Raw genomic sequence first — 25,683 nt, forward strand, 5'->3', positions numbered from 1 at the left:
CTTTCCGGGGTTTCTCGCGCCGGGCTGCGGAAAAACGGCCAGGGCTCGCCGGTGAATGCGCCGGGTACGCGGTGCGCCCTTCGCGGGCGTCGAAGGAGTCTGCAGACTGCAACAATCGAACGCGCGACATCAGGAAACGACGCCGCGCGCGGCAAGTGCCGATCTCACTTCCTGCGCCCGGGCGCGAACGCGAAGCCGAAGGCAAGCAGCACCAACGAAATGACGATCACGGTCAGATTGCCGCTGCTGACATACGGCGTGCGGCCCGAGGTGCCCTGCACGGTGGCTTCGAGCACGCCGGTCGTGTAGGTCGGCAGCTTCGCGACGACATGTCCGTCCGCGCCAATCACGGCGGTCATGCCGGTGTTGGTCGCGCGCAGCATCGGCCGGCCGGTTTCGATCGAGCGCATCCGCGCGATCTGCAGATGCTGGTCCAGCGCGATGGTGTTGCCGAACCACGCGAGATTGGTCGAATTCACGAGGATTCCCGCCGGCGCTTCCTGCTCGCGGATCGTCCTTGCGATCTCTTCGCCGAAGATGTCCTCGTAGCAGATGTCGACGGCAACGGGCTGATTGCGCACGAAGAACGACTTCTGCACGGCCGGGCCGCCCGCGAGATCGCCGAGCGGAATACCCATCAGGTTCACGAACCAGTGAAAGCCGAGCGGCACGAACTCGCCGAACGGCACGAGATGGTGCTTGTCGTAGCGAAAGACGTCGAACGAGCCGGGCGTGATGCCGAACAGGCTGTTCGTGTAATCGGTCGGCTTGCCTTCGGGCGTGAGCGAGACGCCCACGGCGCCGAACAGGATCGAGGAGCGCGTGGTGTCGGCGAAGTGGCGGATCGCGGTCGCGAAGTCCTGCGGCACCTGCGAGGCGAGAACCGGCAGCGCGGTTTCGGGCGTCACGATGAGATCGGCGGGCTTCTCGGTGATGAGCCGCCGGTAGAGCGCAAGCGATTCGTCCACGCCTTCCTGGCGGAACTTCATTTCCTGCTTCACGTTGCCTTGCAGCAGCCGCACGGTGAGCGGCGAATTGGCGGGCGTCGTGAACTGAACGAACGAGAGGAGCATGCCCGCGACGATCAGCCCGGCCGCCACGTAAGCGGGCGCGAAGCGCGCGCCGGCGGTCATCGCCTGTCCGTGCCGTGCGTGGTAGTACGCCTGCACGAGGAGCGCGGCGACGAGCGCCAGCACGAAGCCCACGCCATATACGCCCGCGATCGCGCCGAAACCGGCGAGCGGTCCGTCGACCTGCGCGTAGCCGCTCGAAAGCCACGGAAAACCGGTGAAGACGAGCCCGCGCAGCCACTCGCCGAGCGCCCACGCGCTCGCGAACGCGAATGCGCCGTGCCAGGTCGGGCAGAAGCGCGGTTCCGAATCGGCGCTTTCGCGTGCGTAGCCTTCCTCGTCGTCGAAATGGGCGCGCCCCGCGACGAGCGACCATACGACGCTCGACAACGCAGGATAAATCGCGAGGTAGAGCGAAAAGAGCGCGACGGCAGCGGCCGCGAGCGGCGCGGCCATGCCGCCGTAGAAGTGCATGCTGACGTAGAGCCACCACACGCCCGTCACGAAGTTGCCGAAGCCGAACGCCCAGCCGGTCAGCGCGGCGCCGCGCCAGCCGCGCGTGCGCGACAGCCACGCGAAGAACAGCGTGAAGATGACGAGTTCGAGCCAGCCGCCGTGCGGCGTCGGAGCGAACGACAGCGTGTTGGCTGCGCCGAGAACGGCGGCGACGAGGTAATGCCAGAAGGGGAGCGCCTGCGCACTGTCGGCGTCGGCGCTCTTGCGTTGCCGGGGCAGGATGCGAAACGGGGAATCGGCCATTGATTACACGGTCGGGTCGGCGTAAAGGGATGGCGGCGCGGCGCGCAGGAGACGCGTGCGCCGGTTCAGGGAAAGAGGCGTCGCGGGTTGCAATCCGGGTGTCCGAACGGCCCGCGGCGACTAGCGGCGATCGTCTTCGTCTTCGCGCGAACGGCGTTCCTGCGCGAAACTCGGCGCTCGCCTCACGAGCAGCACGTGGATCTGCCGGGCGTCGCCGCGCAGGATTTCGAACACGAAGTCGTCGATGCGCACCTTCTCGCCGCGGTGCGGCACGCGCCCGAACCGGTGCGTGACAAGCCCGCCGATGGTATCGACCTCCTCGTCGGAGTAGTCGGTGCCGAATTCCTCGTTGAACTGCTCGATGCCGGTGAGCGCGCGCACGCGATACTTTCCGTCCGGCGACGGGATGATGTTGCCGGCTTCCTCGTCGAAGTCGTACTCGTCCTCGATGTCGCCGACGATCTGCTCCAGCACGTCTTCGATGGTAATCAGGCCGGCGACGCCGCCGTATTCGTCGACGACGATCGCAATGTGATTGCGGTTCACCCGAAAGTCGTGCAGCAGCACGTTCAGGCGCTTCGACTCCGGAATGAACACGGCGGGGCGCAGCATGCCGCGCACATCGAATTCCTCTTCGGCGTAGTAGCGCAGCAGGTCCTTCGCGAGCAGCACGCCGATCACGTTGTCGCGGTTGCTTTCGAACACCGGATAGCGCGAGTGCGCCTTGTCGAGCACGAAGGGAATGAATTCGTCGGGGGTTTCAGCGATGTTGATCGCGTCCATCTGGGCGCGCGGGACCATGATGTCGCGGGCGCAGAGATCGGAGACCTGGAAGACGCCTTCGATCATCGAAAGCGAATCGGCGTCGAGAAGATTGCGTTCGTGGGCGTCCTGGAGCACTTCCAGCAGTTCGTCGCGCGATTCGGGTTCGTGCGAGATGAAATCGGTCAGACGCTCGAGAAGCGAGCGTTTTTCCTGCGGTTTGTCGGTGTGTCGTCGACTGGGATAGGCGTCGTTCATATCGGGGCGCCCGGATGCTTCAGGGCGCGAAATAGCGGAAAGTTAAGCATACACCATGGGAAAAGCGCGCCCGGAGGACCGGGCGCACGGAATTTGCGACCATGCTAACTGATAAATACGCAGGAAGTATGTCGGGAAAAATACACCGGCCAGACGGCGGATTGCCGCGCCTAAGTTCATATCAAAGGTGCTATTCCCGCGCCGTGCAGCGCCTGAGCAGCGCTTCGAGCGCGCGGTCCGGCATGCCGCATTCGCGCAGCGCCTCGACGGTGCGGCTCACGTAATCGAAGGTCGTGCCGTAGCGCCCGCTCGCGCAGCCGAGCACGGTGCGCACGACCGGTTCGGCGAGCTTGCCCGTGTAGGACGCCGCCTCGCGGCGCATGACGAACGCGAGCGCCTCGACGCGCCGGCCGTCGGCGAGCGTGCAGGGCAGCCACGCGGGACGGTAGGAGGCCATCGCCATTTCGCGCCGCCACAGCACCTGGAGATGCTCGACGGCGCCTTCGCCCGCGAGCCGGAACGCCATGCCGGTGCACGAGCCGCCGCGATCGAGCGCGAGCACGAGGCCCGGCTGCTCCGGCGTGCCGCGGTTCACCCGCGACCACAAATAGAGCCCGCGATGATAGCCGTGCACTTTGCCGCGCACGGCCTCGACGGTCGGCAGCCCCGGATTCCAGATGAGCGACCCATAGCCGAAGAGCCACAGATCCGACTTCCGGTCCCAGTTCCCCAGCGCCTTTTCACGCGACGCCGCGAGTTCGTCGTCGGTGAGCAGGGGCGTGTCGCCGAGCATCGGCGGGTAGGCCGGATCGGGCGGGGGCACAAGGCGGGGCGTCTCGTCTTTCACGGCGTGTCAGGAGATGGGCACGTAAGGATCGGAAAAGCCGAGCGCCTGCATGATTTCCGTCTCGACGGCTTCCATTTCCTCGGCTTCGCGTTCGTCTTCGTGATCATAGCCCTGGGCGTGCAGCGTGCCGTGGACGATCAGGTGCGCGTAGTGCGCATCGAGCGGCTTGTCCTGCTGCGCCGCCTCCTTCTCCACGACAGGGCAGCAGAGAATCAGGTCGCCCGCGACCGGGTCCTCCTCCGACTCCGCGTAGGCGAAGGTCAGGACGTTCGTCGCGTAGTCTTTCTGGCGGTACGTGCGGTTGAGCGCGCGGCCTTCTTCCTCGTCGACGAAGCGCAGCGTCAGCTCGGCGTCGGCGAGGAGCGCCGCCCTGACCCAGCGCGCGACCGTCGCACGCGGCAGGATCGCCTTGTGCGCGGGGAACGCCTTCGCGGCGGGAAATTGCATCGTCAGCGTGAGTTTGTGCGTGCGTGTCATGGGCAAAACGCCTGGCGGGCGGAGCTTATTCCTGGCGCTGGGCCGCCTTGGCGGCCTCGGCGAGCGCGGCGTCCTTCTGCGCCTGGGCATCGTACGCCTCCACGATGCGCGCGACGAGCGGATGCCGCACCACGTCGGCCGACGTGAAATGCGTGAGCGCGATGCCGCGCACTTCCGAGAGCACGTGCTGCGCCTCGATCAGACCGCTCTTGTGGCCGCGCGGCAGGTCGACCTGCGTGGTGTCGCCCGTCACGACCGCCTTCGAGCCGAAGCCGATGCGCGTGAGGAACATCTTCATCTGCTCGGGCGTGGTGTTCTGCGCCTCGTCGAGGATGATGAACGCGTGGTTCAGCGTGCGGCCGCGCATGTACGCGAGCGGCGCGATCTCGATCATCTGGCGCTCGAACATCTTCGCGGTCTTGTCGAAGCCGAGGAGGTCGTAGAGCGCGTCGTAGAGCGGGCGCAGATACGGATCGACCTTCTGCGCGAGATCGCCCGGCAGGAAGCCGAGCCGCTCGCCCGCCTCGACCGCCGGGCGCGTGAGCACGATGCGCTTGACCTGGTCGCGCTCGAGCGCGTCGACGGCGCACGCCACGGCGAGATACGTCTTGCCCGTGCCGGCCGGCCCGATGCCGAAGGTGAGGTCATGCGCCACGATCTGCCGCAGATATTCGCGCTGCGCCGGCGTGCGGCCGCGCAGGTCGGCGCGACGCGTGTAGAGCTTCGGGCCGTGGTCCTCGGTTTCGTCGAGATCGATCGTGGCGCTCGGCTCGTCGAACGGATGGTCCGGGTCGCCGCGAAAACGCGGGTCGATCTGCTGCTCGTTCTGGCCGTTGCCGTTCGACTCCCTGCTTCTGCGCGTCGCGTGCCGCGCCTCGACGAGCGCGAGCTGGATGTCGTCGACGGAAATCGGGTCGCGCGCGCGGTTGTAGAAGTTTTCGAGCGCCGCGAGCGCCACTTTTGCGCCGCGTCCGCGAATCGAGATCTTGTGGCCGCGGCGCGAGAGCGTCACGTCGAGCGCCTGTTCGATCTGCCGCAGGTTTTCATCGAGCGGGCCGCAGAGGTTGGCGAGCCGCGCGTTGTCGTCGCGCGGAGCGGTGAATTCCAGGTGCTGCTGAGGAGCGGTCTTCAAGGCGAAAGTGTCTGTCCGGTCGGGGGTGCTTTCTGGTGGGTCAGTGGGTCGTGGCCGGCGCCAGGATCAGCGCGCCGCGCAGCGAGTGCGGATACGCGTGGTCGATCTCCACGTCGATCATCTGGCCGATGAGCCGCGCATGCGATTCGACCGGCGCCGGAAAATTCACCACGCGATTGTTCTGCGTGCGTCCGGCGAGTTCGTTCGGATCCTTGCGCGACGGGCCTTCCACAAGAATACGCTGCACCGAGCCGAGCATCGAGTTGCTGATTTTCGCCACGTTCGCCTCGATGGTCGCCTGAAGGTGCTGAAGCCGCTTCAGCTTGACTTCGCGCGGCGTGTCGTCGTGCAGGTTGGCCGCGGGCGTGCCCGGACGCGGGCTGTAGATGAACGAAAAACTCGTGTCGTAGCTCATTTCGTCCACGAGGGCCATCATCTTGGCAAAATCTTCCTCGGTTTCGCCCGGAAAGCCGACGATCATGTCGGTAGACAGCGACAGATCGGTGCGAATCGCCCGCAGCCTGCGAATCACCGACTTGTATTCGAGCACCGTGTAGCCGCGCTTCATCGCCATCAGGATGCGGTCCGAGCCGTGCTGGACGGGCAGATGCAGATGGCTCACGAGCTTCGGCACCTTCGCGTAGGTGTCGATCAGGCGTTGCGTGAATTCCTTCGGATGCGACGTGGTGTAGCGAATGCGCTCGATGCCCGGAACGTCGGCGACATATTCGATGAGCGTGGCGAAGTCCGCGATTTCGTGCGAACCCTGCGTGAGCGGACCGCGGTACGCATTCACGTTCTGACCGAGCAGCGTGACTTCGCGCACGCCCTGGTCGGCAAGGCCGGCGATTTCGGTCAGCACGTCGTCGAGCGGCCGCGACACTTCCTCGCCGCGCGTGTACGGCACGACGCAATAGCTGCAGTACTTGCTGCAGCCTTCCATGATGGACACGAACGCGCTCGGGCCTTCGACGCGCGCGGGCGGCAGATGGTCGAACTTCTCGATTTCCGGAAACGAGATGTCGACCTGCGCGCGGCCGGTCGCGCGGCGCTTGTCGATCATCTCGGGCAGGCGGTGCAGCGTCTGCGGCCCGAAGACGAGATCGACATACGGCGCGCGCGACACGATCGCCGCGCCTTCCTGGCTCGCCACGCAGCCGCCCACGCCGATCAGCAGGTCGGGGTTCGCTTCCTTGAGTTCGCGCACGCGGCCCAGGTCGGAGAAGACCTTTTCCTGCGCCTTTTCGCGCACCGAGCACGTATTGAAGAGAATGACGTCCGCATCTTCCGGCGTGTCCGTCTTGACGAGGCCTTCCGCCGCGCCGAGTACGTCGACCATCTTGTCGGAGTCGTACTCGTTCATCTGGCAGCCAAAGGTCTTTACGTAAACTTTCTTGGTCATGAATTTCGCCGGTCGCAGTGGTTTATCTGGGGGCGCGGTAATTAAGGGGTTTCCAGGGGGCTCAGGGCTGAAAAGAAAGCGCTTCGCAGCCGGCTTTTCATGAAATCCGGCCGCTTTTTGCTGTTCTTTTTGCGCTAATTCAGCCCGTTATTATAGCGCCCGCGCCGAATCCTTATGCCGCCCCTCGGGCGGGTAGGCGAGTTCGCCGAGAAGCTCGCCCGTCGCGCCCGCGAAGCGCTCCACGAGGTAGTCGAGCAGCACCCGCACGCGCGGCGCCATGTAGCGGTTGGCGTGGAACAGCGCGTGTACGGGCGCCTCGTTCGTGCACCAGTCGGCCAGGAGCATCCTGAGCGTGCCGGCGCGCACGTCGGCGGCGATGTCCCAGATCGACTTGTGCGCGATGCCGTGTCCCGCCAGCGCCCAGGCGCGCGCGAGCGCGCCGTCGTTGGTTTCCCACGACCGCTCGACGGGCATCGTGTAGGCGAAGCGCTCGTCGCCGCGCACGAAATTCAGTTCGCTCAACGGTCCCGCGGAGGTCACCAGCACGACGAAGTCGTGGCCGTCGAGGTGACCGGGCCCGGTGGGCTCGCCCTTGCGCGCCAGATAGCCGGGCGAGGCGCACAGCACGCGCCGGTTCGGCGCGAGCGAGCGGGCGGCGAGGCCGCTTTCCGGCGGCATGCCGAAGCGGATCGCGAGATCGATTTCCTCCTGCAGCAGGTTCGACACGGAATCCGACAGCGTCACCGCGAAACTCACCTCCGGATAGCGCGCGTTGAACTCGTCGAGCCAGCCGCGCAGCAGGTAGCGGCCGAAATCCGATGTCGCGGAAATGCGCACCTTGCCGCGCACGAGATTCTGGCCGGCCTGAAGCGCGGCTTCGGCGTCGTCGATGGCCTGCAGCGCGATGCGGCAGTGATGGAGATAGAGGCGGCCTTCGTCGGTGACGCGCAACTGGCGCGTCGTGCGCTCGAAAAGGCGCGCGTGCAGCGCTTTTTCCAGCTTCAGGAGCCGCGCGCTTGCGGCAGCAGGCGACAGCCCGAGCCTGCGCCCCGCCGCCGACAGGCTGCCGAGCGCCGCCGCTTCCACGAACAACCGCATGTCGCCGAGCCGGTCCATCGCTGATATTCAATCCAAATTTGATAATGATTCAAATGCTACGCCAATTATCAAAAGGTAGCTTTGCGCTCAGAATTGCGCAATGCAACATGAGACGCCGCGCCTTCTGGCGACGACGGCTCGCAGACAGGAATGACCAGCCATGCAACTCGATCACGTGACGATCGTGGCGCCCGATTGCGAAGCGATGAAGCAGTTTTTCGTCGATATCGCCGGGATGACCGTGGGCCCGCGGCCGCCGTTCGGCGTCGGCGGCTACTGGCTCTATCTCGGCGGCAGGCCGGTCGTGCACCTGATCGCCGCGGGCGGCGCCTTGCCGGACGAAGGGCGGCCGGGCGCGCGGATCGACCATCTGGCGCTGCGAGTGGATGACGAGGCGCAGTGGACAGCGCTTATCGGGCGGCTTCGGCAGAGCGGCACGCGCTGGCAGCTCGCCGATGTCCCGCTCACCGGCGAGCAGCAACTCTTTGTCCGGCTTGCGCCGGGAGTCGTCGTCGAATTCGTGACGGCGCGTAACTAACCTTCTTGCAGCGGGATTTTCGATGCCCATTCCACTCATTGCGCTCGCCATCAGCGCGTTCGCCATCGGCACGACCGAGTTCGTGATCATGGGCCTTTTGCCCAACGTCGCCCGCGACCTGGCGGTGTCGATTCCTTCCGCGGGCCTGCTCGTGACGGGCTACGCGCTCGGCGTGGCGGTCGGCGCGCCGCTGCTCGCCGTGCTCACGAGCCGCATGCCGCGCAAGCTCGCGCTGCAACTGCTGATGGCGGTGTTCATCGTCGGCAACGTACTGTGCGCGATTGCGCCGAACTACGGGCTTCTGATGTTCGCGCGCGTCGTGACGTCGTTTGCGCACGGCTCGTTCTTCGGCATCGGCGCGGTGGTGGTGGCCTCGCTCGTGCCAGCCGAAAAACGTGCGAGCGCGATTGCGCTGATGTTCACCGGCCTCACGCTTGCCAACGTGCTCGGCGTGCCGTTCGGCACGTTCATCGGCCAGCAGTTCGGCTGGCGCGCGACGTTCTGGATCGTCGCCGCGCTCGGCGTTCTGTCGGCGCTCGGCGTGACGGCGCTGGTTCCGAACCGGCACGACGCCGGCCCGAGCGGACTCGGCCGCGAAGTGCGCGTGCTGAAGGACCCGCAAGTCTGGCTCGCGCTTTCGATGACCGTGCTTGGCTTCGGCGGCGTGTTCGTCGTGTTCACCTACATCGCGCCGATTCTCGAGCAGGTCGGCGGCTTCTCGCCGCATGGCGTGACGCTCGTGCTGGTGCTCTTCGGCGTGGGGCTCACGATCGGCAACATGATCGGCGGAAGGCTCGCGGACCGGGCGCTGATGCCTTCGCTCATGGGCATCCTGATCGCGCTCGCGCTCGTCATGGCCGTGTTCGCGACGACGAGCCACAGCCAGATCGGCACCGTGGTCACGATCTTCTTTTGGGGCATCGCGGCCTTCGCGACCGTGCCGCCGCTGCAGACGCGCGTTGTCGAGAAGGCGAAGGACGCGCCCAATCTCGCCTCGACGCTCAACATCGGCGCGTTCAACGTGGGCAACGCGCTCGGCGCGTGGCTCGGCGGCGCGGTGCTCGCGCATGGCCGTCCGCTCGATACGCTCCCGTGGGTCGCGGCGGCGGTCACGATCGGCGCGCTCGCGGTGACGTGGTACGCGGGACGGCTGGATGCGCGGCAACCGGCGGGCGGCGTGAAACCGGCCGATGCCTGACGTAAGTCGCCGGCCGCGGCGCCGACGCGCCGGGAGGGCTGGCGATTTGTATGATCAGCGGCCGCTGAGCGCTTATCATGTTGGCTTAACGTAATCCGAGCCATCATGATCGACCATCTCATCTGCGACTGCGACGGCGTGCTCGTCGACAGCGAAATCATCGCCGACAGGGTTTTACTGCAAGTGCTCGCGGAGCATTTCCCCGGCATCGATTTCAGGCCGGCCGTGAAGACCGCATTCGGCCAGCAGACCTCGCGCTTTCTCTCCCATCTCGAAACGAAGTTCGACATCACGATGCCCGCGGGCTTCGTCGACGTGATCGAGGCGCGCGTGAGTGCCGAGCTGGCGAAGTCGGTCGGCCCGATCGCGGGCGTGCGCCGCGCGCTGCAGTGCGTGAGCCTGCCTGTCGCGGTGGTGTCGAACAGCCGGATGGAGCGCGTGCGCTCGTCGGTACGGCGCGCCGGGCTCGACGAGATCTGCGGCGCGCGGGTGTTCAGCGCGGAGCAGGTCGCGCGGCCGAAGCCTTTTCCGGACGTCTATCTGTTCGCCGCGAAGAGCCTGGGCGTCGCGCCCGAGCGGTGCCTCGTGGTCGAGGACAGCGTCGCCGGGCTGACGGCCGCCCGCGCCGCCGGGATGATGACCATTGCGTTCGTCGGCGCGAGCCATATCCCGTCGGGCTACGCGCAGGTGCTGCGCGACACGGGCATCACGCGCATCATCGAAACCATGGAGGAGCTGCCCGCGCTCGTCGAGGCGGGCACGCGCGGCGATTTCGGCGACGTGCGTTCTTAGTCGGCCGCCCGTTCCTCAGGCGGCTTCTTCCACCGTCTCGCGCGCGGCTGCCAGCGCCGCGCGGAATTCGGCCAGTTCCGCGATGGTGAGCATCGGCAGGCCGTGCTCCTTCGCGAAACGCTCGACCTGCGCGCCGCGCGTCATCGTGCCGTCGGCGTTCATCAGCTCGCACAGCACGCCGGCCGGCTTCAGCCCAGCCAGAATCGCCAGATCCACCGTGCCTTCGGTGTGTCCGCGCCGCGCGAGCACGCCGCCCGGCATCGCGCGCAACGGGAACACGTGGCCGGGGCGCACGATATCCGACGGCTTCGCGTTGTCCGCGATGGCGGCGCGGATCGTCGTCACGCGGTCCGCGGCGGACACGCCGGTCGTCACGCCCTCGCTCGCCTCGATCGACACGGTGAACGCCGTGCCGTAGCGGCTGCCGTTGGCGGCGGCCATCGGCGGCAGTTCCAGCGCGCGCACTTTGTCGTCCGGCAGGCACAGGCACACGATGCCGCTGCATTCGCGGATCAGGAGCGCCATGGTGGCGTCGGTGAGCTTTTCGGCGGAGACGACCAGATCGGCTTCGTTCTCGCGGTCGTGATCGTCCTGCAGCACGACGGCGCGGCCCGCGCGCATGGCTTCGAGCGCGGCGGCGATGCGCGGCGGAATATCGACGGAGGGGAGCAGGGGGAGATCGGCGAAGGCATCCGCGGCCACGACCGACGGCGCCGGAAAAGACAACTGCTGAAGAGACAGGGACATGTGAAACGCTCTCGCTAGGAAATGGGCGAAAAACGTTTCAGGGCATTGCAAACAGGCAGAACGGCACCCGCGCGGCGTCGCTTTCGGCGGCGTCGTCTGGTCCGGCGCGCGAGGCGCCCATACCGGCGGGATCGGACATGACTATCTGCACATCTTCTTCCATCCGGACTATGACCGTCGGCTCTGGCTTCGCACCAGATCTGCTGACCCCGTGAATACTGCCGCACGGGCGCTCGCGGGCTCGTGAGCGGCCTTTCGGTCCGCACGCACACCGCCGGTGGGGAATTTCGCCCCGCCCTGAAGACGCACTGATTGTCCGCGAATTAAGCGAATAGCGGACTTTTTCAGGATACAACAGCCGCGCAAATCGTGCAGCCCCGCGCGGCCGGTGACTTGTTCAAAAACGACATTTCAACCGGCAGCGTCCGTGCGCCGCGCGTCGCCCGGAACGTGCCAGCGCGGCGGCGTTTCGGCGCTCACCGTCACGCTGAACGCGCGCGCCTCCGTGTTGCCGGGATTGCGCAGCGCGTGCGGCTGGTCGGCGTCGAAGACGATGGCGTCGCCGGTGGCGAGCAACTGCCGCTGGTCGTGCACGTGCACTTCGAGCGTCCCTTCGCTCACGACGAGGTTCACCGTCGTGCCGGGCGCGCGCGTGACGCCCGCTTCGACGTGCAGCGGCGCGATGCGCAGTTCGTGGAACTCGGCGGAGGCGGGCGGCGTGTCCGGATGCAGGGCGCGCGCGGAAAACCGTCCGCCGGAGCGCACGACGCGCGGCGCCTTCTCGGCGGGCAGGTATTCGATGCCGCTCGTCGCGTGGCGCCGCAAGAACGCGGCGACGGACACTTTCAGCGCGCCCGCGATCTTGCACAGCACCTTGATCGACGGCACGCTGCGCGCCGATTCTATCTGCGCGAGCATCGCGCGGGAGACGCCGGACGCGCGCGCGAGCGCATCGAGCGACAGTTGCCGCTCGGCGCGCAGCCGCGCGAGATTCACGCCGACGAGCTGTTCCAGCCCATCGAAGGAATCGGCTCGAGGCGCAGGCTCGCGGCCTTCGGCGACGCCGCCCGGCGCGCGCGCCTCGTACGGCTCGCGCACGAGTTCGAGCGACGAATGTGCCGTTGAATACATGGTGGCCTCCTCGGTACACGGCCCGGCGGGCAGGGCGCCGGATTGCGGAGAGGCAAGACTAGCATCGGCTCCGGGGGGCTCAAACCAAGTTATCGTCACACCGTTATGAGGCGCCGTTTTCTGAGTAAAGCGCCGCAAGAGGACGCGTTGACGGCGGTTCGGGTGTTGTTGCCCGGACCTGGGATGATGTCAGGCCGGCAACCGTTCAGGCGGCGACGTGCCGGCTCGCCATCAAGCGTAAGGCGTCAGGCGTCGGCCCACGCTTTCGCCGCGTTGATCGCCCGCTTCCAGCCGGCGAGGCATGCATCGACCTCGGCCACCGGCATCGACGGCGTGAAGCGGTGCTCCAGCTTCCACTGCTCTTTCAGTTCGCCGATGTCCTTCCAGTAGCCCACCGCGAGCCCCGCCAGATAGGCCGCGCCGAGCGCGGTCGTTTCGGCGACCTGCGGCCGCACGACGTCGACGCCGAGGATGTCGGCCTGGAACTGCATCAGCAGATTGTTCGCGCATGCGCCGCCGTCGACGCGCAGTTCCGCGATCCGGATGCCCGAATCGGCTTCCATCGCCTTCAGCACGTCGAGCGACTGGTAGGCGATCGAGTCGAGCGCCGCCCGCGCGATATGGCTCGATGTCGTGCCGCGCGTCACGCCGAACATCGTGCCGCGCGCCCGCGCGTTCCAGTGCGGTGCGCCGAGCCCGGCGAACGCGGGCACCAGATAGACGCCGTCGCAATGCGGGACGCCGCGCGCGAGCGTCTCGATCTCGCTCGCGCTCCTGATGACGCCGAGACCGTCGCGCAGCCACTGGACCACGGCGCCCGCGATGAAAATGCTGCCTTCGAGCGCGTAGTTGATCTCGCCGCCGATCTGCCAGGCGATGGTCGTGACGAGGTTGTTGCGCGATTCGATCGGCTTCGTGCCGGTATTCATCACGAGGAAGCAGCCGGTGCCGTAGGTGTTCTTCACCATGCCCGACCCGGTGCACATCTGGCCGAAGAGCGCGGCGTGCTGGTCCCCGGCGATGCCGGCGAGCGGAATCTTCGATGCGAACACGGTGGTCTTGGTCGGTCCATAGACCTCCGACGACGCGCGCACTTCCGGCAGCATGCTGCGCGGGATGTCGAGCGCGTCGAGCAGTTCGTCGTCCCATTGCAGCGTGTGGATGTTGAAGATCATCGTGCGTGACGCGTTGGTCACGTCGGTGATGTGCATTTCGTGCCGGGTGAAGTTCCACACGAGCCAGCTGTCCACCGTGCCGAACGCGAGGCGCCCCTGCCGCGCCTTTTCGCGCGCGCCTTCTACGTTGTCGAGGATCCAGCGAATTTTGGTGGCCGAGAAATACGAATCGATCGGCAGACCGGTTTTCGCGCGCACCTTGTCTTCGAGGCCCTGCGCTTTCAGCTGGTCGCAGAATTCGGCGGTGCGGCGGTCCTGCCAGACGATCGCGTTATAGACCGGCTGCCCGGTGTCGCGGTCCCACACGATGGTCGTCTCGCGCTGGTTCGTGATGCCGATCGCGGCAATCGACGTGCCGTTCATCCCCGCGCGCGTGACGGCTTCGGCGGCGACGCCGGCCTGCGTCGACCAGATCTCCTGCGGATCGTGCTCGACCCAGCCGGGGTGCGGATAGATCTGCGGAAACTCCTTTTGCGCCACCGACACCACGTTGCCGTTGCGATCGAACAGCATCGCGCGCGAACTCGTCGTGCCCTGGTCGAGCGCGAGGACGTACTGATCCTGCATTGTCTTCTCCACTGATGTTCTTGTTTCGGGCAGGCGCCTCGTTCGTGCCGTGCTGCCTTCTTCTTTGCTGCCGCTTGCGGTGAGTGTAATCGCGCGCGGGACTGGCGGGCTCAGGCGACCGTGCGCGGCGACGGCGGTGATGGCGGCGATGCCGCCGCGCTGGCGAGCCAGCGATCGATGCGGCGGCTCACGTCGGCGAGCGACGCGGGATCGATGTGCAGACCGAGCTTCGAGCGGCGCCACAGGACGTCTTCGGCGCGCATCGCCCATTCGTGGTCGCGCAGATAGCGCAGTTCGGCCTCATGCAGCCCCGGTGCGAACTCCTCGCCGAGATCCGCGAGCGACCGAGCCGCGCCGACGAGCCGCCCGGCGCGCGTGCCGTACGCCCGGGCGTAGCGAAGGGCGAGCGGAGCGGGAAGCCACGGGTACTGCTGGCCGAAGCGGGCGAGAAAGCGCTCGAAGTTCGCATCCGCGATGTCGCCGCCCGGAAGCGGCTCGCCTTCGGTCCAGGTCCGGGCGTCCGAGCCGAGCGCTTCGGCGAGCTTGTCGACGGCTTCTTCCGCGAGCTTGCGAAAGGTCGTGATCTTGCCGCCGAACACCGACAGCAAAGGCGCTTCGTTTTCGGGGGCGTCGAGTTCGAGCAGGTAGTCGCGCGTCACGGCGGACGCGTTCTCGGCCGTCTCGTCCTCCAGAAGCGGCCGCACGCCCGAATAGGTCCAGCGGACGTCCTGCGGCGCGATGTGCTGCTTGAAGTAGCGATTGATCGAATCGCAGAGGTAGCGGATTTCGTCGGCGCTGCTTTCCACCTTCGACGCATCGCCGCCGTACTCGATGTCGGTCGTGCCGATCAGCGTGTAATCGTGCTCGTACGGAATCGCGAAGATGATCCGCTTGTCGGGATTCTGGAAGATGTAGGCGTGATCGTGCTCGAAGAGGCGCCTCGTCACGATGTGGCTGCCCTTCACGAGCCGCACGCTGCGGCGCGTGCGCGTGCTGCCGAGCGAGCCCTTCAGCAGCTCGCCGACCCACGGTCCGGCGGCGTTCGCAATCGAACAGGCGCGCACGTTGATGGTCGCGCCGCCGGTGTCGGCAAGCGTTGCGTGCCACTCGCCGCCCGCGCGCACGGCGTTCACGAGCCGCGTGCGCGTCTTGATGGTGGCGCCGCGCTCCTGCGCGTCGAGCGCGTTCAGCACGACGAGCCGCGCGTCGTCGACCCAGCCGTCGGAATAGACGAAGCCCCGCCTGATCGAATCGACGAGCGGTGCACCCGCGGGATGGCGGCGCATGTCGATGCCGTGCGAGCCGGGCAGCAGTTCGCGGCGCGCGAGGTGATCATAGAGAAAGAGGCCGGCGCGGATCATCCACGCGGGACGCAGGTTCGGCATGTGCGGCATCACGAAACGCAGCGGCCACATGATGTGCGGCGCCGCGCGCAGCAACACCTCGCGCTCCTGCAACGCCTTGCGCACGAGCTTGAATTCGCCGTATTCGAGATAGCGCAGGCCGCCGTGAATCAGCTTCGTGCTCGACGACGACGTGTGCGCGGCGAGATCGTCCTTCTCGCACAGCAATACAGTGAAGCCACGCCCGGCGGCATCGCGCGCGATTCCCGCTCCGTTGACCCCGCCGCCTACCACGAGCACGTCGTACAGTCTGCCCTGCGTCACGTTGATCGTCTCCTGAACGCCGAAAAAGAAAGTCGACGAACCTAGAATGTTCGAATTCGAAATCTAACGAACATAAACGAAAAAGTAAAGTCGGCCGGACGGGATAGGCGATTTGCACGGAATTTTGGTCGTCTTGCCTATGCCAACCGGCCGAGTGGCACTCTTGGGCGCGCCGGCCGATACTGGCGGAAGTGCAATTCGAACAGGTGGATGCGATGCGAAAGCTGCTTTGTACCGGCGCGCTCGGCGCGATCATGCTCGCGGGCTGCGTGGCGACACCGAGCCTGAGTGGCTCGATGGGCGCGCCGTCGTTCAGCGCGCTACAGGAAATGTGCGGAACGAAGCCCGTCGATTACGGGGCGGACGCGCAGTCCGTGTATTCGACGTTCTTCGACGCGTATGTTGCCTACAAGCGCCACGGGCTGTCGCAGGAGCGCTTCTGCGCGTTCCAGGCGGCGATCGCCGAGCGGCACGGTGCCTACGCGGCCAACCCGAGCCCGCAGACACAAAGCGCGTGGGCAACCTTCTTCCTCGACCAGCGTGCGCAGGCGCTCAGCTGGCGCGCAGCCGTCGACCCGACACTGAGAGCCGGTTGAACTTGACAGGCAGGTGACGAGAAGCGCGGGCGCGGCGGCAGACCGCGCCCGGCGCAGGAGCTACGAGAACCGCTTGAACGCCTTGATCGTAGAGTCACCCGACGGGGTGAGGCGCCATTGTTGACGTCCAGAAGCGAGGTTTTCGAGTTGGACCAGTTGACGTTCGAGCAGGGCGTCGAGTTCTTCTCGCTCCATGTCGACCTGGTTGGGAGCTTCCTGAACCAATAGCAGCGTGGCAAATTCGTGCGGACTCAGCATCTCGTGTTCTCCATGACGATCGAACGGCATAAGTAGCCGGTTTGTGGCCGGCGCTCTGCGCTTCGTAACGTTGCGTGGGGGAACTGCAATAGCCGGGCAGACGCGTTGTTCTTTAGGCTGCGGGTGCCGGGAATCTGGATTGTAGGCAAGTGTCAGACGAGTGCCAAACGTGTACGAAAAATATTGCGTTTGACTTTTTGAGACATCGAAAGCGGTTCGGGCGGCGCGCGAGTTCGTAGAATTTACTTGAGCTTTGTGCGGCAGTGCACACAAGGACGCGGCTCCTGGCGGTGCCGTTGCTCGACCCTTGCGCGTCCCCTACTCGTCCCCTACTCGGCGATGTAGACCTGCGTATTGGCAGCGGTAAGCGCTTCAGCCATTTCTGGCGGCGTGGGGGCGTCGGTGAAGAGTGCGTGGATCTGGTTCAGGTGGCCGAGCCTCACGAGCGCGGGGCGGCCGAACTTCGAGTGGTCGGCCGCAAGAAACACCGTGCGCGCGTGCTGGATGATCGCTTCGGCCACGCGTACTTCACGCGTGTCGAAGTCGCGCAGGGTTCCGTCCGGCTCGATGCTCGACGTGCCGATGATCGCGAAATCGACCTTGAACTGGCGGATGAAGTCGATTGCCAGTTCGCCGACAATGCCCTTGTCCCACGGCCTGACGATGCCGCCCGTCACGAGCACTTCGCAGTCGGGATAGCCGCCCATCATGCTCGCGACGTTCAGATTGTTCGTGATCACGCGCAAGCCGCGGTGCCGGTTCAGCGCGCGCGCCACTTCCTCGGTGGTCGTGCCGAGGTTGATGAAGAGCGATGCCTGGTCGGGGATATGCGAGGCGACGAGGGCGGCGATGCGGCGCTTCTCGTCGTGGAACATGCGCTGCCGCGCCGTGTACGACACGTTCTCCGAGCTCGTCGGCAGGCTCGCGCCGCCGTGGTAGCGGCGAAGCAGGTTCATGTCGGAGAGCCAGTTCACGTCGCGCCGGATGGTTTGCGGGGTGACGTCGAAATGGGCGGCCAGGTCGTCGACTGTCACGAAGCCGTCGCGCTGCACCCATTCGAGCAGTTCCTGCTGTCGTGCGTTCAGCGTGAGGCGGGGGTCTCGTGTCATGGCGATGATTGTGCGAGGGGCGCGCGTCGTTATGGTCGCCCGTATTGTAAGTGTTCGGGCGAGGGGCGCCGCAAGCCGCGACAAGTACCAGTGTGGGAGCTGAAAGGCGTCATGGAGCCGTACAGGTCCATTCGTCCGATCTGGACGGCCGCCGGGGATACGGGAACGTCGACCCGACCGCAGGCCATCTACACAGGCCCATCCGTCTGACCGCAAAGCCGGCCCCCGGCGTTTTACGCACTGCTGACGGCGGCCTGCGTTTGGACAAGCAGGGAACCACCTTCGGCCCCACTTTTTTTGTTTCCGATACGCTGTGATCGTGCCGCCCCGGTCGACACCCGGTCGACAGAAGCCCGCCGCGGTATGAATCGTGCTGCCCCGACGACCGGCCTCAGGAACTGAGGCCGTATTTCTGGAGTCTCTGAGTAGTCTGCAAACTTGTTGCAGGACGGCTAAGATCAAAATCAAGCCATCAACACCTTGAAGACGCTGTGGCTGAACCGTCCACGGCTTCACCTGAACCTCGGCCGGGGGTTGGGCCGATGGCGCGTCCAGTACAGCTTGGGAGCGCGATTAATGCACACCGACAGTACCCATGTGATGCCCTGGCGGATCGAGGACGTGGACCTGAGCCGCATCGACCGGCGCAAGGCGGCATCGAATGAGCACCTTCTCCTGCTGTTGTGCGCCTGCTCGTTCATCGAGAGCGGCACGGACCTCTACACGAGCAACCTGAGCAGTTATTTCAACGACGATCCCGAAGTGTCCGCGTGGCTCAACAACGAGTGGGAGCCCGAGGAAATGCAGCACGGCCGCGCGTTGAAGACCTACATCCATCACGTGTGGCCCGAGTTCGACTGGGACACCGCGTTCAGGAATTTCTTCGCCGAATATTCGCTCACCTGTTCGGTGGAGGACTTCGAGAAGAAGCGGGCGCTCGAGATGGTGGCGCGCTGCGTCGTCGAGACGGGCACGGCCACGCTGTACCGGGCGATCAACGAATGTTCCGACGAGCCGGTGCTCAAGCAGATCACCGACAACATCCGGACCGACGAAGTGCGCCACTACAAGCACTTCTTCCGCTATTTCAAGAAGTACAACAGGATCGAGGGCAACGGACGCATGGCGGTGCTGGGCGCGCTGATGCGCCGCGTGCTGGAGCTGAAGAACGAGGATTCGGAGATCGCGCTGCGGCACGTATTCGCGATCCGCTACCCGGAGCGCGTGAAGGACGACGCGTACAACCGCGAGCTGTCGGCGCGCATCAACGCGCTGGTGCGCCGCAACCTGTCCGCCGACATGTGCGTGAAGATGCTGCTCAAGCCGCTCGATTTGCCCGCGCGCATTCAGCCGGGCGTGCTCTATCCGCTCGCGAAGATCACGCAGCACGTCTTCTTCCGCTAAGCTCCTGTCGAATGAACCAATGCTGAAGGCTCGCTGACGCGGGCCTTTCGCTCTTCACGCATCCGAGCGGGAACCGAAATGACCAGTACTCCATCACCCGGCACGCGCGCGCTCGAGCAGATCAGCTTCGACGAATGGCCGCCGGCATTGCGCACGCTCTTCGACGGCACGCTGATCGAGACGAAGGGCGGCTTCACCGCGTCGCTCCTGGCCGTTGACGATGGCGGCCGCGTGCGCACATCGCTTTTGAGCCTGGGCGAACTCTTCGCGCCCGACCCGCGCACGCTGTGCTTCGCTTTGTGGCCGGCGTCGCGGGCGGTGCGGGCGATTTCGTCGACGGGCCGCGCGACGCTCACCTTCGTCTTCGACGAAGCCTTCTTTCAGGTGCAGCTCGAGGCCCGGCGTGTTCCGCTCGACCACGCGCCGCTCGCGTGCTTCGTCGCGACGATCGAGACGGGCGAGCTGCAGCGCGTCGGCTATGCGCGGCTGACGGGCGGGATCGGTTTCGAACTGGAGGATGGCGAGACCGTCATGGCGCGCTGGCGCGCGCAGGTCGAAATGCTGAAGCGGGCGGCGAGCGCCGCCGCCTGAGAAGACTGCCTTCACGTTCGCGCGCATCGATACGCGCGAGCGTGTGAAGGTGAGCGGCCGGACGCTCCGTCAGAAAGACGTCGCGTGACCGTTCATGCGAGCGCGCTTATCGCCCGCGCTGCCCCGAGCGCGGCGTATCGCGGCGGCCCGAACCGCCATCGCCCCGCGGCTTGCCGCCAAGCAGCGCACCCGGGCCCGGCGCGTTGCGCTGCCCGCCCGCGTGCGGGGGACGCGGTGCATCGGGCTTGCGAGCGGCCGTCGTCGAATTGCCGTTCGGTTTCGCCGACGCGGGCTTTTGCGCGCGCGAATCGCGCGAGCCGTTGCTCTGGCCGCCGCCCGCAGGCTTGCCGCCGTTCGGCGTACCGCCATCGCGCCGCGGCGCGCCCTGGCCCTGACGCGGCGAGCGCTGGCCGCCGCCGCCGCCCTGGCTGCGTCGCTGGATCGGCTCGGGCTTCGCGTTCGGGTCCGGCTCGAAGCCCGCGATGATTTCCTGCGGAATCGGCCGCTTGATGAGGCGCTCGATGTCCTTCAGCAACTGATGCTCGTCCACGCACACGAGCGACACCGCTTCGCCCGTCGCGCCCGCGCGGCCCGTGCGGCCGATGCGGTGCACGTAATCTTCCGGCACGTTGGGCAGATCGAAGTTGACGACGTGCGGCAACTGGTCGATATCGATACCGCGCGCAGCGATATCGGTGGCGACGAGCACCTGCAGCGTCTGATCCTTGAACTCGGCGAGCGCCCGCGTGCGCGCGGACTGGCTCTTGTTGCCGTGAATCGCGAGCGCGCTGATGCCGTCCTTGCCGAGCTGCTCGGCAAGACGGTTCGCGCCGTGCTTCGTGCGCGTGAAGACGAGCACCTGAAACCAGTTGTTCTGCTTGATCAGATGCGTGAGCAGCTCGCGTTTCTTGTCGCGGTCGACGGGATAGATCTTTTGTTCGATGCGCTCGGCCGTCGTGTTGCGCCGCGCGACTTCGATCAGCGCCGGCGAGTCGAGCAGGCCGTCGGCTAGCGTCTTGATCTCGTCGGAGAAGGTGGCCGAGAAGAGCAGGTTCTGGCGCTTCGGCGGCAGCTTCGCGAGCACGCGCTTGATGTCGTGGATGAAGCCCATGTCGAGCATGCGGTCCGCTTCGTCGAGCACGAGGATTTCGAGACGCGAGACGTCGATGGTCTTCTGCTGCATGTGATCGAGCAGGCGCCCGGGCGTCGCCACGACGATGTCGACGCCGCGCTTTAGCGCATCGATCTGCGGATTGATGCCGACGCCGCCGAACATCACGGTCGACTTGAGCTTCATGTACTTGCCGTACGCCCGCACGCTTTCCTCGACCTGGGCGGCCAGTTCGCGCGTGGGCGTGAGGATCAGCGCGCGCACGTGGCGCTTCGCGCCCGCGGCGGGCGGCGACATCTGCGAGAGGCGCTGCAGGATCGGCAGCGTGAAGCCGGCGGTCTTGCCCGTGCCGGTCTGCGCGCCGGCGAGCAGGTCGCCGCCGTTCAGGACGGCAGGAATAGCCTGGAGCTGGATCGGCGTGGGGCTGGTGTAACCGAGTTCGTTGACTGCGCGCAGCAGGGGTTCGGAAAGTCCGAGGGAATCAAAAGACATAGATTGTTTGCACATTCGGTATGACGACCGGCGCTGTCGCTTCGGGCCAGGAACGCGGTAAGGCGGTCCGCCGCTGAGCGCGCGTACGACGATCGAAGAAATCGGGCGGCACGGCGTTCGATGCATTCATCGAGCGCCCGAACGATGCCGCGAAGATCGACGCGCTATCAAGACACGTCGACTGGCGTTAAGTTGCATCTGAAACGCCGTGATGCGTTTCGTGTCAGGCCTCAGGCGTCGCTCACGCCTTACGCGACGTATCGCGCCACGCTGACAAACTGACACAGGCTGCCTGCCAGCACGAACAGGTGCCAGATGCCATGGCCGTGCCGGATGCGCTCGTCGTTGATGAAAAAATAGATACCGGCGCTGTAGATCACGCCGCCCGCCACCAGCCACGCAGTGCCTGCGGGCGGCAGCGCCGAAACGAGCGGATGGACGGCTACGAGCGCGAGCCAGCCCATCAACACGTAAAGCACCATCGAAACGCTGCGGGTTCGGCGCCCGAGCGTGAGTTCCTGCACGATGCCGAGAGCGGCGAGCCCCCAGCTTACGCCAAACAGCGACCAGCCCCACGGACCGCGCAACGTCACGAGCGTGAACGGGGTGTAGCTGCCTGCGATCAGCAGGTAGATTGCCGAATGATCGCATTTTTGCAGTATCGCCTTGACGCGAGGGTTGCGCGTCCAGTGATACAGGGTGGAGATGGCATACAGCACGAACAGCATCGCACCGTAGACGGCGAAGCTCACGACCTTGTAGGGATCGCCTTCGAGCGCGGCCATCGTGACGAGCGCCGCCAGTCCCGCCACCGACAGCACCGTGCCGATCAGGTGACTGATGCTGTTGAAACGCTCACCAAAATGCATCCGCTTCCTCGCTGGGGCATCCGCGAAACGTCTGCGCATAGGCCGCCCGTTCTGCCGCATACAAAAAACAAGGGGCGCGGCCCCCACTTCGAAGGCTGCGCCCCAGTGCCTATTGTACGCTGTCGCACGCGATCAGCGACGGAACTCAGTCAAGCGGTGCCGAACGCAGGTTGCTGACCTGCTGCGGCGACACCGGCGTGCCGTGGTTGCCCCAGGACATACGGATGTATGTCACGACCGCGGCCACTTCCGTATCCGACAGTGACTGCGCGAATGGCGGCATGCCGTGCGGCATCGGATTGCCGCCTGTGCTCGGCGGGTAGCCGCCATTCAGCGTCATGCGGATTGGATTGACGGCCGACTGCATCTGGATCGACTGGTTGTTGGCGAGCGGCGGGTAGGCGGGCGGCTTGCCCAGACCATTTTCCGCGTGGCACTTCGCGCAATTTTCCGTGTAGACCTTCTTGCCCATCGTCAGCAGTTCGGAACCGAATTTCTCCGACGTCTCCAGCTGGATCGTTTCCGGCGCTTCCTTCTTCTGCGGAATCGACTTGAGATACGTCGACATCGCGTTGATGTCCTCGTCGGTCATGTACTGCAGGCTGTTGTGGACCACTTCCGCCATCGGACCGAACACCGCGCCGCGCTGCGACACGCCGGTCTTCAGCAGGTCGTTGATGTCCTTGATGTCCCAGTCGCCGAGGCCGGCTTCCTTGTTCGACGTGAGCGACGGCGCATACCAGTTCTGCAGCGGAATCAGGCCGCCGGCGAACGCCGCCGAGCTGACCGGGCCGCCCATCAGGTTGATCGACGTGTGGCACATCGCGCAGTGGCCGAGCCCTTCGACCAGATACGCGCCGCGGTTCCACTCGACCGACTTGGTCGGGTCAGCCTTGTATTCGCCTTCGGTGAAGAAGAGCGTACGCCAGCCGATCAGCAGGTTGCGGTTGTTGAACGGGAAGCGCAGTTCATGCGGACGGCTCGGCACGGCAACCGGCGGCACCGAGCGCAGGTAGGCGTAGATCGCGTCCGAGTCGGCGCGCGTGACCTTCGTGTAGCTCGTGAACGGGAAGCCCGGATAGAGCAGGCTGCCGTCCTTCGAACGGCCGGTATGCATCGCGCGGTAGAAGTCGTCCGACGTCCACTTGCCGATGCCGTACTGGTCATCGGGCGTGATGTTCGGCGTGAACATCGTGCCGAAGGGCGTTGCCATCGGCAGGCCGCCCGCGAATTCCTTGCCGCCGCGCACCGTGTGGCACGCGATACAGTCGCCGGCGCGGGCGAGATATTCGCCTTGCTTCACGAGCGCGGCCTTGTCGGCTGGCGTAGCGGCGATCGCGCCGCCCGAATGGAGGTTGTCGCCGCCCGACCAGAGGACGGCGCCGGCTGCGACGGCTGCCACGACGACAGCCGAAAGTGCGAACAGGGACTTGCGTTTCATTTTGTTGTCGCTCCTCGCGCCTTATTGCGGTTCGCTGCCGCACTTGAGCGGCATCTTCAACGAGCCAGCGGGCGCGGGCACCGGGTTGGCAGGTGCGGTTTGCGTCGAGAGCCATGCGGCGACGGCGGTGACGTCGTCGTCGGTCAGGCGCGTGGCGATCTGCTGCATGCAGTCAGGCGCTTTGGCGTGACGCGTGCCCGAGCGCCATGCGCCAACCTGCGCGCTGATGTAGTCCGAGTGCAGGCCGACGAGACCCGGGATGGCCGGCTGCATGCCGGTCAGCGCCTTGCCGTGACAGGCGGCGCAGGCCGGAACGTTCTTCGACGGATCACCGTTCAGCACGATCTGCTGGCCGCGGGCGAGGGTGGCCGGCGACACGTTGCTCTTCGCGGGCGGCGGATACGGCGGACGCTGCTGCGAAAAGTACTCGGCGATCTTGTGCAGATAGTCGTCCGAGAGATACGTGACGAGGTAATTCATCGGGGGGTACTTGCGGCGGCCTTCGCGGAAATTCTCGAGCTGGTTGTACAAGTACTCGACAGGCTTGCCGGCAAGACGCGGGAAATAGTCGTTGTCCGTGCCTTCGCCGTGAACGCCGTGGCACGCGGTACAACCCTGCACGCGTGCTGCCATGGTGTCCGGGGCGATCGGCTGGGTTTGCGCCTGCGCGGCGCTGAAAACGCCGGCGCTGCCAATCAGTGCCAGGCCGAGCAGCGGGGCGAGCAGCGGACGGAAAATGCGTCTTGAAGACACGCGAGACTCCATGAAATTCGGGGACCTGCCGAGCTTCGTTCGGCTCGGTGCGAAGGTGGCGAACCACAGCCACAGCGGCTCGATGAGCCTCTGATGCGACGCGGCATTCTATCATCGTTGCCTGATGATGACTATTTGGGCTTGGCCTTTCTGGCCGGGCGTTGCGGCGAATCCGCGACAATTTGCCACGCGACTTGGTGTCTCTTCGGAAAAGCGTCGGTGAACTTCTCGTCCGTTGAGCATTCCCGTTGCCCGGGCTGCAAAAGTATCAAGGCGTTTCAATACGTGCGCGCCACGCGCTCATTCGACTAGACTGCGCGGACTGCGCCTTGTCGCCGAACGTTTCCCTTAACTGCTCCCTATCGATCTTTCGTCCCTTCATAGCCTCGTCCCCGTGCCTTTCTCGATCATGCCTGTCCTGTCTTCGCTTTTCGTTCGCGCACGCCCTGTGTCCGGAGCGTGTTCATGAACACCGATCCCCTCTGGATCGCTCAAGTCGCGCTCGCCGCGTTCGCCGACATCGCGTTCGCCTGCACGCTCGGTGCCGTGCTGATGAGCGGCTGGCTGTCGAAGGAAAAGGCGTACGCCACCATCTCGCCGGCGCGCATGGGCTGGACGCGCGCGCGGCGCACCGCGCTCGGCGGCGCACTTGCGCTCGCGCTCGCCAATCTCGTGCTGCTTTGGCTCCAGGCGGCGTCGATGAGCGGTGCGCCGCTCGTGGACGCCGGCGCATCGGTGTGGGCCGTCGCCACGACGACGCACGCGGGCATCGGCTGGACGATCGCTCTTGCTGGCAGCGTGCTGCTCGTGCTCGCGACGGCATCGGGCGGCCCCATGAGCACCGCACGGCTCGCCGCGGCCGCGCTCGCCGCGATCGTTGCGGCGGCGGGCAAGGCGTCGGTCGGCCATGCGGCCGACGCCGGCGCGTTCTCCGCCGCCGAGGTCGTGCAGACCGTGCATCTGCTCGCGACGGCCGTCTGGGGCGGCGTCGTGATCGCGGGTGCGTTCGCGGTGCTGCCGGCGCTCGGGACGTCGCTTGCGCGCGCGTTCCTGATTCGCATCGCGCAACGGATGTCGGCGGTGGCGGTCGTCGCGGTGATCCTCGTGCTCGCGACGGGCATCTTCAACGCGCTGCGCGGGCTCGGCGGCGCGGCCGGCGTGCTGGAAGAAAGCGCGTGGGGGCAGGTGCTGATCGTGAAGGCCGTGCTCGTCGTGACCGCGCTGATCTTCGGCGCGCTGAACCGCTGGTCGGCGCTGCCGCGCCTCAAGCGCACGGCGGCGACCGTCGATGCCCACACGGTGACGGGCGTGATGCGTGTCGAGGCGCTGGTGATGATGGCCGTGTTCGTTGCCGCGGCAGTGCTGTCGCACAGCGTGCCGGGGTTCGCGCTGGCTGGATAAGGGAACAGGCGGTCGCGCGATCGATGCGGGCCGTTGCC

General features: G+C 66.0%; 24 protein-coding genes and 1 riboswitch. Of the genes, 7 read left to right on the top strand and 17 right to left on the bottom strand.

All coding sequences use genetic code 11. The features are described 5' to 3' along the window. Positions 1–164: 164 nt before the first annotated feature. The 7 genes from lnt to BG61_RS22495 all read right to left on the bottom strand — a co-directional run bounded on the left by lnt (position 165) and on the right by BG61_RS22495 (position 7,823). Entirely contained in the window at positions 165–1,829 is a 1,665-nt protein-coding gene (lnt, locus tag BG61_RS22465) for an apolipoprotein N-acyltransferase (protein WP_035927704.1), read from the bottom strand. 120 nt (positions 1,830–1,949) lie between these two features. Continuing rightward, the gene (locus tag BG61_RS22470; RefSeq protein ID WP_035927707.1) at positions 1,950–2,849 is read right to left on the bottom strand and encodes an HlyC/CorC family transporter; all 900 of its coding nucleotides are present in this window, start codon (positions 2,847–2,849) and stop codon (positions 1,950–1,952) included. Between the two features lie 190 nt (positions 2,850–3,039). Beyond that, a complete protein-coding gene (locus BG61_RS22475; protein WP_051672712.1) occupies positions 3,040–3,642 on the bottom strand; it encodes a gamma-glutamylcyclotransferase in 603 nt (200 codons plus the stop codon). A 60-nt stretch (positions 3,643–3,702) separates the two neighbouring features. Next, positions 3,703–4,173 (bottom strand): rRNA maturation RNase YbeY, encoded by a 471-nt coding sequence (gene ybeY, locus BG61_RS22480; RefSeq protein ID WP_035927711.1) that lies wholly within the window; start codon positions 4,171–4,173, stop codon positions 3,703–3,705. Between the two features lie 25 nt (positions 4,174–4,198). Beyond that, on the bottom strand, positions 4,199–5,305 hold the full coding sequence (locus BG61_RS22485; RefSeq protein ID WP_035927714.1) for a PhoH family protein: 1,107 nt from the start codon (positions 5,303–5,305) through the stop codon (positions 4,199–4,201). Positions 5,306–5,345: 40 nt separating this feature from the next. Then, complete coding sequence (gene miaB, locus BG61_RS22490; protein ID WP_035927717.1) at positions 5,346–6,707, bottom strand: tRNA (N6-isopentenyl adenosine(37)-C2)-methylthiotransferase MiaB; 1,362 nt, start codon at positions 6,705–6,707, stop codon at positions 5,346–5,348. Positions 6,708–6,857: 150 nt separating this feature from the next. Then, positions 6,858–7,823 carry a LysR family transcriptional regulator gene (locus BG61_RS22495; protein ID WP_035927720.1) on the bottom strand — a complete coding sequence of 322 codons (966 nt, stop codon included), beginning with the start codon at positions 7,821–7,823 and terminating at the stop codon, positions 6,858–6,860. A gap of 142 nt (positions 7,824–7,965) precedes the next feature. Between BG61_RS22495 and BG61_RS22500 the strand changes: the two genes are divergently transcribed. From BG61_RS22500 to BG61_RS22510, 3 genes are all read left to right on the top strand, one after another. Further along, the gene (locus BG61_RS22500; protein WP_035927723.1) at positions 7,966–8,343 is read left to right on the top strand and encodes a VOC family protein; all 378 of its coding nucleotides are present in this window, start codon (positions 7,966–7,968) and stop codon (positions 8,341–8,343) included. A 22-nt stretch (positions 8,344–8,365) separates the two neighbouring features. Then, on the top strand, positions 8,366–9,541 hold the full coding sequence (locus BG61_RS22505) for an MFS transporter (protein ID WP_035927726.1): 1,176 nt from the start codon (positions 8,366–8,368) through the stop codon (positions 9,539–9,541). 105 nt (positions 9,542–9,646) lie between these two features. Next, a complete protein-coding gene (locus BG61_RS22510) occupies positions 9,647–10,333 on the top strand; it encodes an HAD family hydrolase (protein WP_035927728.1) in 687 nt (228 codons plus the stop codon). Positions 10,334–10,348: 15 nt separating this feature from the next. Here the strand turns inward: BG61_RS22510 and ribB are convergent, their stop codons facing one another. The 4 genes from ribB to glpD all read right to left on the bottom strand — a co-directional run bounded on the left by ribB (position 10,349) and on the right by glpD (position 15,620). After that, on the bottom strand, positions 10,349–11,080 hold the full coding sequence (ribB, locus tag BG61_RS22515) for a 3,4-dihydroxy-2-butanone-4-phosphate synthase (RefSeq protein WP_035927731.1): 732 nt from the start codon (positions 11,078–11,080) through the stop codon (positions 10,349–10,351). A gap of 147 nt (positions 11,081–11,227) precedes the next feature. Then, positions 11,228–11,389, bottom strand: a riboswitch (FMN riboswitch). 102 nt (positions 11,390–11,491) lie between these two features. Next, positions 11,492–12,211 (bottom strand): helix-turn-helix domain-containing protein, encoded by a 720-nt coding sequence (locus BG61_RS22520; RefSeq protein ID WP_035927733.1) that lies wholly within the window; start codon positions 12,209–12,211, stop codon positions 11,492–11,494. 245 nt (positions 12,212–12,456) lie between these two features. After that, on the bottom strand, positions 12,457–13,953 hold the full coding sequence (gene glpK / locus BG61_RS22525) for a glycerol kinase GlpK (protein WP_035927736.1): 1,497 nt from the start codon (positions 13,951–13,953) through the stop codon (positions 12,457–12,459). 110 nt (positions 13,954–14,063) lie between these two features. After that, positions 14,064–15,620 carry a glycerol-3-phosphate dehydrogenase gene (glpD, locus tag BG61_RS22530; RefSeq protein WP_051672713.1) on the bottom strand — a complete coding sequence of 519 codons (1,557 nt, stop codon included), beginning with the start codon at positions 15,618–15,620 and terminating at the stop codon, positions 14,064–14,066. A gap of 215 nt (positions 15,621–15,835) precedes the next feature. Between glpD and BG61_RS22535 the strand changes: the two genes are divergently transcribed. Further along, positions 15,836–16,216 (top strand): hypothetical protein, encoded by a 381-nt coding sequence (locus BG61_RS22535; RefSeq protein WP_035927737.1) that lies wholly within the window; start codon positions 15,836–15,838, stop codon positions 16,214–16,216. A 60-nt stretch (positions 16,217–16,276) separates the two neighbouring features. Here BG61_RS22535 and BG61_RS22540 read toward each other — a convergent pair whose 3' ends face one another. Both BG61_RS22540 and BG61_RS22545 read right to left on the bottom strand, forming a co-directional pair. Next, the gene (locus tag BG61_RS22540) at positions 16,277–16,474 is read right to left on the bottom strand and encodes a hypothetical protein (RefSeq protein ID WP_035941975.1); all 198 of its coding nucleotides are present in this window, start codon (positions 16,472–16,474) and stop codon (positions 16,277–16,279) included. A gap of 329 nt (positions 16,475–16,803) precedes the next feature. After that, complete coding sequence (locus tag BG61_RS22545; RefSeq protein ID WP_035927740.1) at positions 16,804–17,583, bottom strand: DeoR/GlpR family DNA-binding transcription regulator; 780 nt, start codon at positions 17,581–17,583, stop codon at positions 16,804–16,806. A gap of 576 nt (positions 17,584–18,159) precedes the next feature. Here BG61_RS22545 and BG61_RS22550 point away from each other — a divergent pair. Both BG61_RS22550 and BG61_RS22555 read left to right on the top strand, forming a co-directional pair. Further along, on the top strand, positions 18,160–18,987 hold the full coding sequence (locus BG61_RS22550; protein WP_035927742.1) for a ferritin-like domain-containing protein: 828 nt from the start codon (positions 18,160–18,162) through the stop codon (positions 18,985–18,987). A 78-nt stretch (positions 18,988–19,065) separates the two neighbouring features. Next, positions 19,066–19,578, top strand: a complete 513-nt coding sequence (locus BG61_RS22555; RefSeq protein WP_035927745.1) for a PNPOx family protein — start codon at positions 19,066–19,068, stop codon at positions 19,576–19,578. Positions 19,579–19,684: 106 nt separating this feature from the next. Here the strand turns inward: BG61_RS22555 and BG61_RS22560 are convergent, their stop codons facing one another. The 4 genes from BG61_RS22560 to BG61_RS22575 all read right to left on the bottom strand — a co-directional run bounded on the left by BG61_RS22560 (position 19,685) and on the right by BG61_RS22575 (position 24,256). Continuing rightward, the gene (locus tag BG61_RS22560; RefSeq protein ID WP_035927748.1) at positions 19,685–21,181 is read right to left on the bottom strand and encodes a DEAD/DEAH box helicase; all 1,497 of its coding nucleotides are present in this window, start codon (positions 21,179–21,181) and stop codon (positions 19,685–19,687) included. A gap of 248 nt (positions 21,182–21,429) precedes the next feature. Further along, on the bottom strand, positions 21,430–22,050 hold the full coding sequence (gene trhA, locus BG61_RS22565; RefSeq protein WP_035927751.1) for a PAQR family membrane homeostasis protein TrhA: 621 nt from the start codon (positions 22,048–22,050) through the stop codon (positions 21,430–21,432). Between the two features lie 145 nt (positions 22,051–22,195). Then, entirely contained in the window at positions 22,196–23,491 is a 1,296-nt protein-coding gene (locus BG61_RS22570; protein WP_035927754.1) for a c-type cytochrome, read from the bottom strand. Between the two features lie 21 nt (positions 23,492–23,512). Next, positions 23,513–24,256, bottom strand: a complete 744-nt coding sequence (locus BG61_RS22575) for a c-type cytochrome (RefSeq protein ID WP_035927755.1) — start codon at positions 24,254–24,256, stop codon at positions 23,513–23,515. Positions 24,257–24,709: 453 nt separating this feature from the next. Here BG61_RS22575 and BG61_RS22580 point away from each other — a divergent pair, with 453 nt between their 5' ends. Further along, the gene (locus BG61_RS22580; protein WP_035927758.1) at positions 24,710–25,645 is read left to right on the top strand and encodes a CopD family protein; all 936 of its coding nucleotides are present in this window, start codon (positions 24,710–24,712) and stop codon (positions 25,643–25,645) included. The last annotated feature ends 38 nt before the right edge of the window (positions 25,646–25,683 follow it).

The sequence above is a fragment of the Caballeronia glathei genome, from assembly GCF_000698595.1.
GTDB classification, from domain to species: Bacteria; Pseudomonadota; Gammaproteobacteria; order Burkholderiales; family Burkholderiaceae; genus Caballeronia; species Caballeronia glathei.

Bases quoted from the DNA above. Each gene is read 5' to 3' on its own strand.
- ybeY (WP_035927711.1), bottom strand. From the start codon at position 4,173: ATGACACGCACGCACAAACTCACGCTGACGATGCAATTTCCCGCCGCG.
- BG61_RS22570 (WP_035927754.1), bottom strand. From the start codon at position 23,491: ATGAAACGCAAGTCCCTGTTCGCACTTTCGGCTGTCGTCGTGGCAGCC.
- BG61_RS22500 (WP_035927723.1), top strand. From the start codon at position 7,966: ATGCAACTCGATCACGTGACGATCGTGGCGCCCGATTGCGAAGCGATG.
- BG61_RS22575 (WP_035927755.1), bottom strand. From the start codon at position 24,256: ATGGAGTCTCGCGTGTCTTCAAGACGCATTTTCCGTCCGCTGCTCGCC.
- BG61_RS22550 (WP_035927742.1), top strand. From the start codon at position 18,160: ATGCACACCGACAGTACCCATGTGATGCCCTGGCGGATCGAGGACGTG.
- BG61_RS22535 (WP_035927737.1), top strand. From the start codon at position 15,836: ATGCGAAAGCTGCTTTGTACCGGCGCGCTCGGCGCGATCATGCTCGCG.
- BG61_RS22470 (WP_035927707.1), bottom strand. From the start codon at position 2,849: ATGAACGACGCCTATCCCAGTCGACGACACACCGACAAACCGCAGGAA.
- BG61_RS22555 (WP_035927745.1), top strand. From the start codon at position 19,066: ATGACCAGTACTCCATCACCCGGCACGCGCGCGCTCGAGCAGATCAGC.
- BG61_RS22560 (WP_035927748.1), bottom strand. From the start codon at position 21,181: ATGTCTTTTGATTCCCTCGGACTTTCCGAACCCCTGCTGCGCGCAGTC.
- lnt (WP_035927704.1), bottom strand. From the start codon at position 1,829: ATGGCCGATTCCCCGTTTCGCATCCTGCCCCGGCAACGCAAGAGCGCC.
- BG61_RS22520 (WP_035927733.1), bottom strand. From the start codon at position 12,211: ATGTATTCAACGGCACATTCGTCGCTCGAACTCGTGCGCGAGCCGTAC.
- BG61_RS22510 (WP_035927728.1), top strand. From the start codon at position 9,647: ATGATCGACCATCTCATCTGCGACTGCGACGGCGTGCTCGTCGACAGC.
- BG61_RS22505 (WP_035927726.1), top strand. From the start codon at position 8,366: ATGCCCATTCCACTCATTGCGCTCGCCATCAGCGCGTTCGCCATCGGC.
- trhA (WP_035927751.1), bottom strand. From the start codon at position 22,050: ATGCATTTTGGTGAGCGTTTCAACAGCATCAGTCACCTGATCGGCACG.
- BG61_RS22580 (WP_035927758.1), top strand. From the start codon at position 24,710: ATGAACACCGATCCCCTCTGGATCGCTCAAGTCGCGCTCGCCGCGTTC.
- ribB (WP_035927731.1), bottom strand. From the start codon at position 11,080: ATGTCCCTGTCTCTTCAGCAGTTGTCTTTTCCGGCGCCGTCGGTCGTG.
- glpK (WP_035927736.1), bottom strand. From the start codon at position 13,953: ATGCAGGATCAGTACGTCCTCGCGCTCGACCAGGGCACGACGAGTTCG.
- BG61_RS22540 (WP_035941975.1), bottom strand. From the start codon at position 16,474: ATGCTGAGTCCGCACGAATTTGCCACGCTGCTATTGGTTCAGGAAGCT.
- BG61_RS22495 (WP_035927720.1), bottom strand. From the start codon at position 7,823: ATGGACCGGCTCGGCGACATGCGGTTGTTCGTGGAAGCGGCGGCGCTC.
- miaB (WP_035927717.1), bottom strand. From the start codon at position 6,707: ATGACCAAGAAAGTTTACGTAAAGACCTTTGGCTGCCAGATGAACGAG.
- BG61_RS22545 (WP_035927740.1), bottom strand. From the start codon at position 17,583: ATGACACGAGACCCCCGCCTCACGCTGAACGCACGACAGCAGGAACTG.
- BG61_RS22475 (WP_051672712.1), bottom strand. From the start codon at position 3,642: ATGCTCGGCGACACGCCCCTGCTCACCGACGACGAACTCGCGGCGTCG.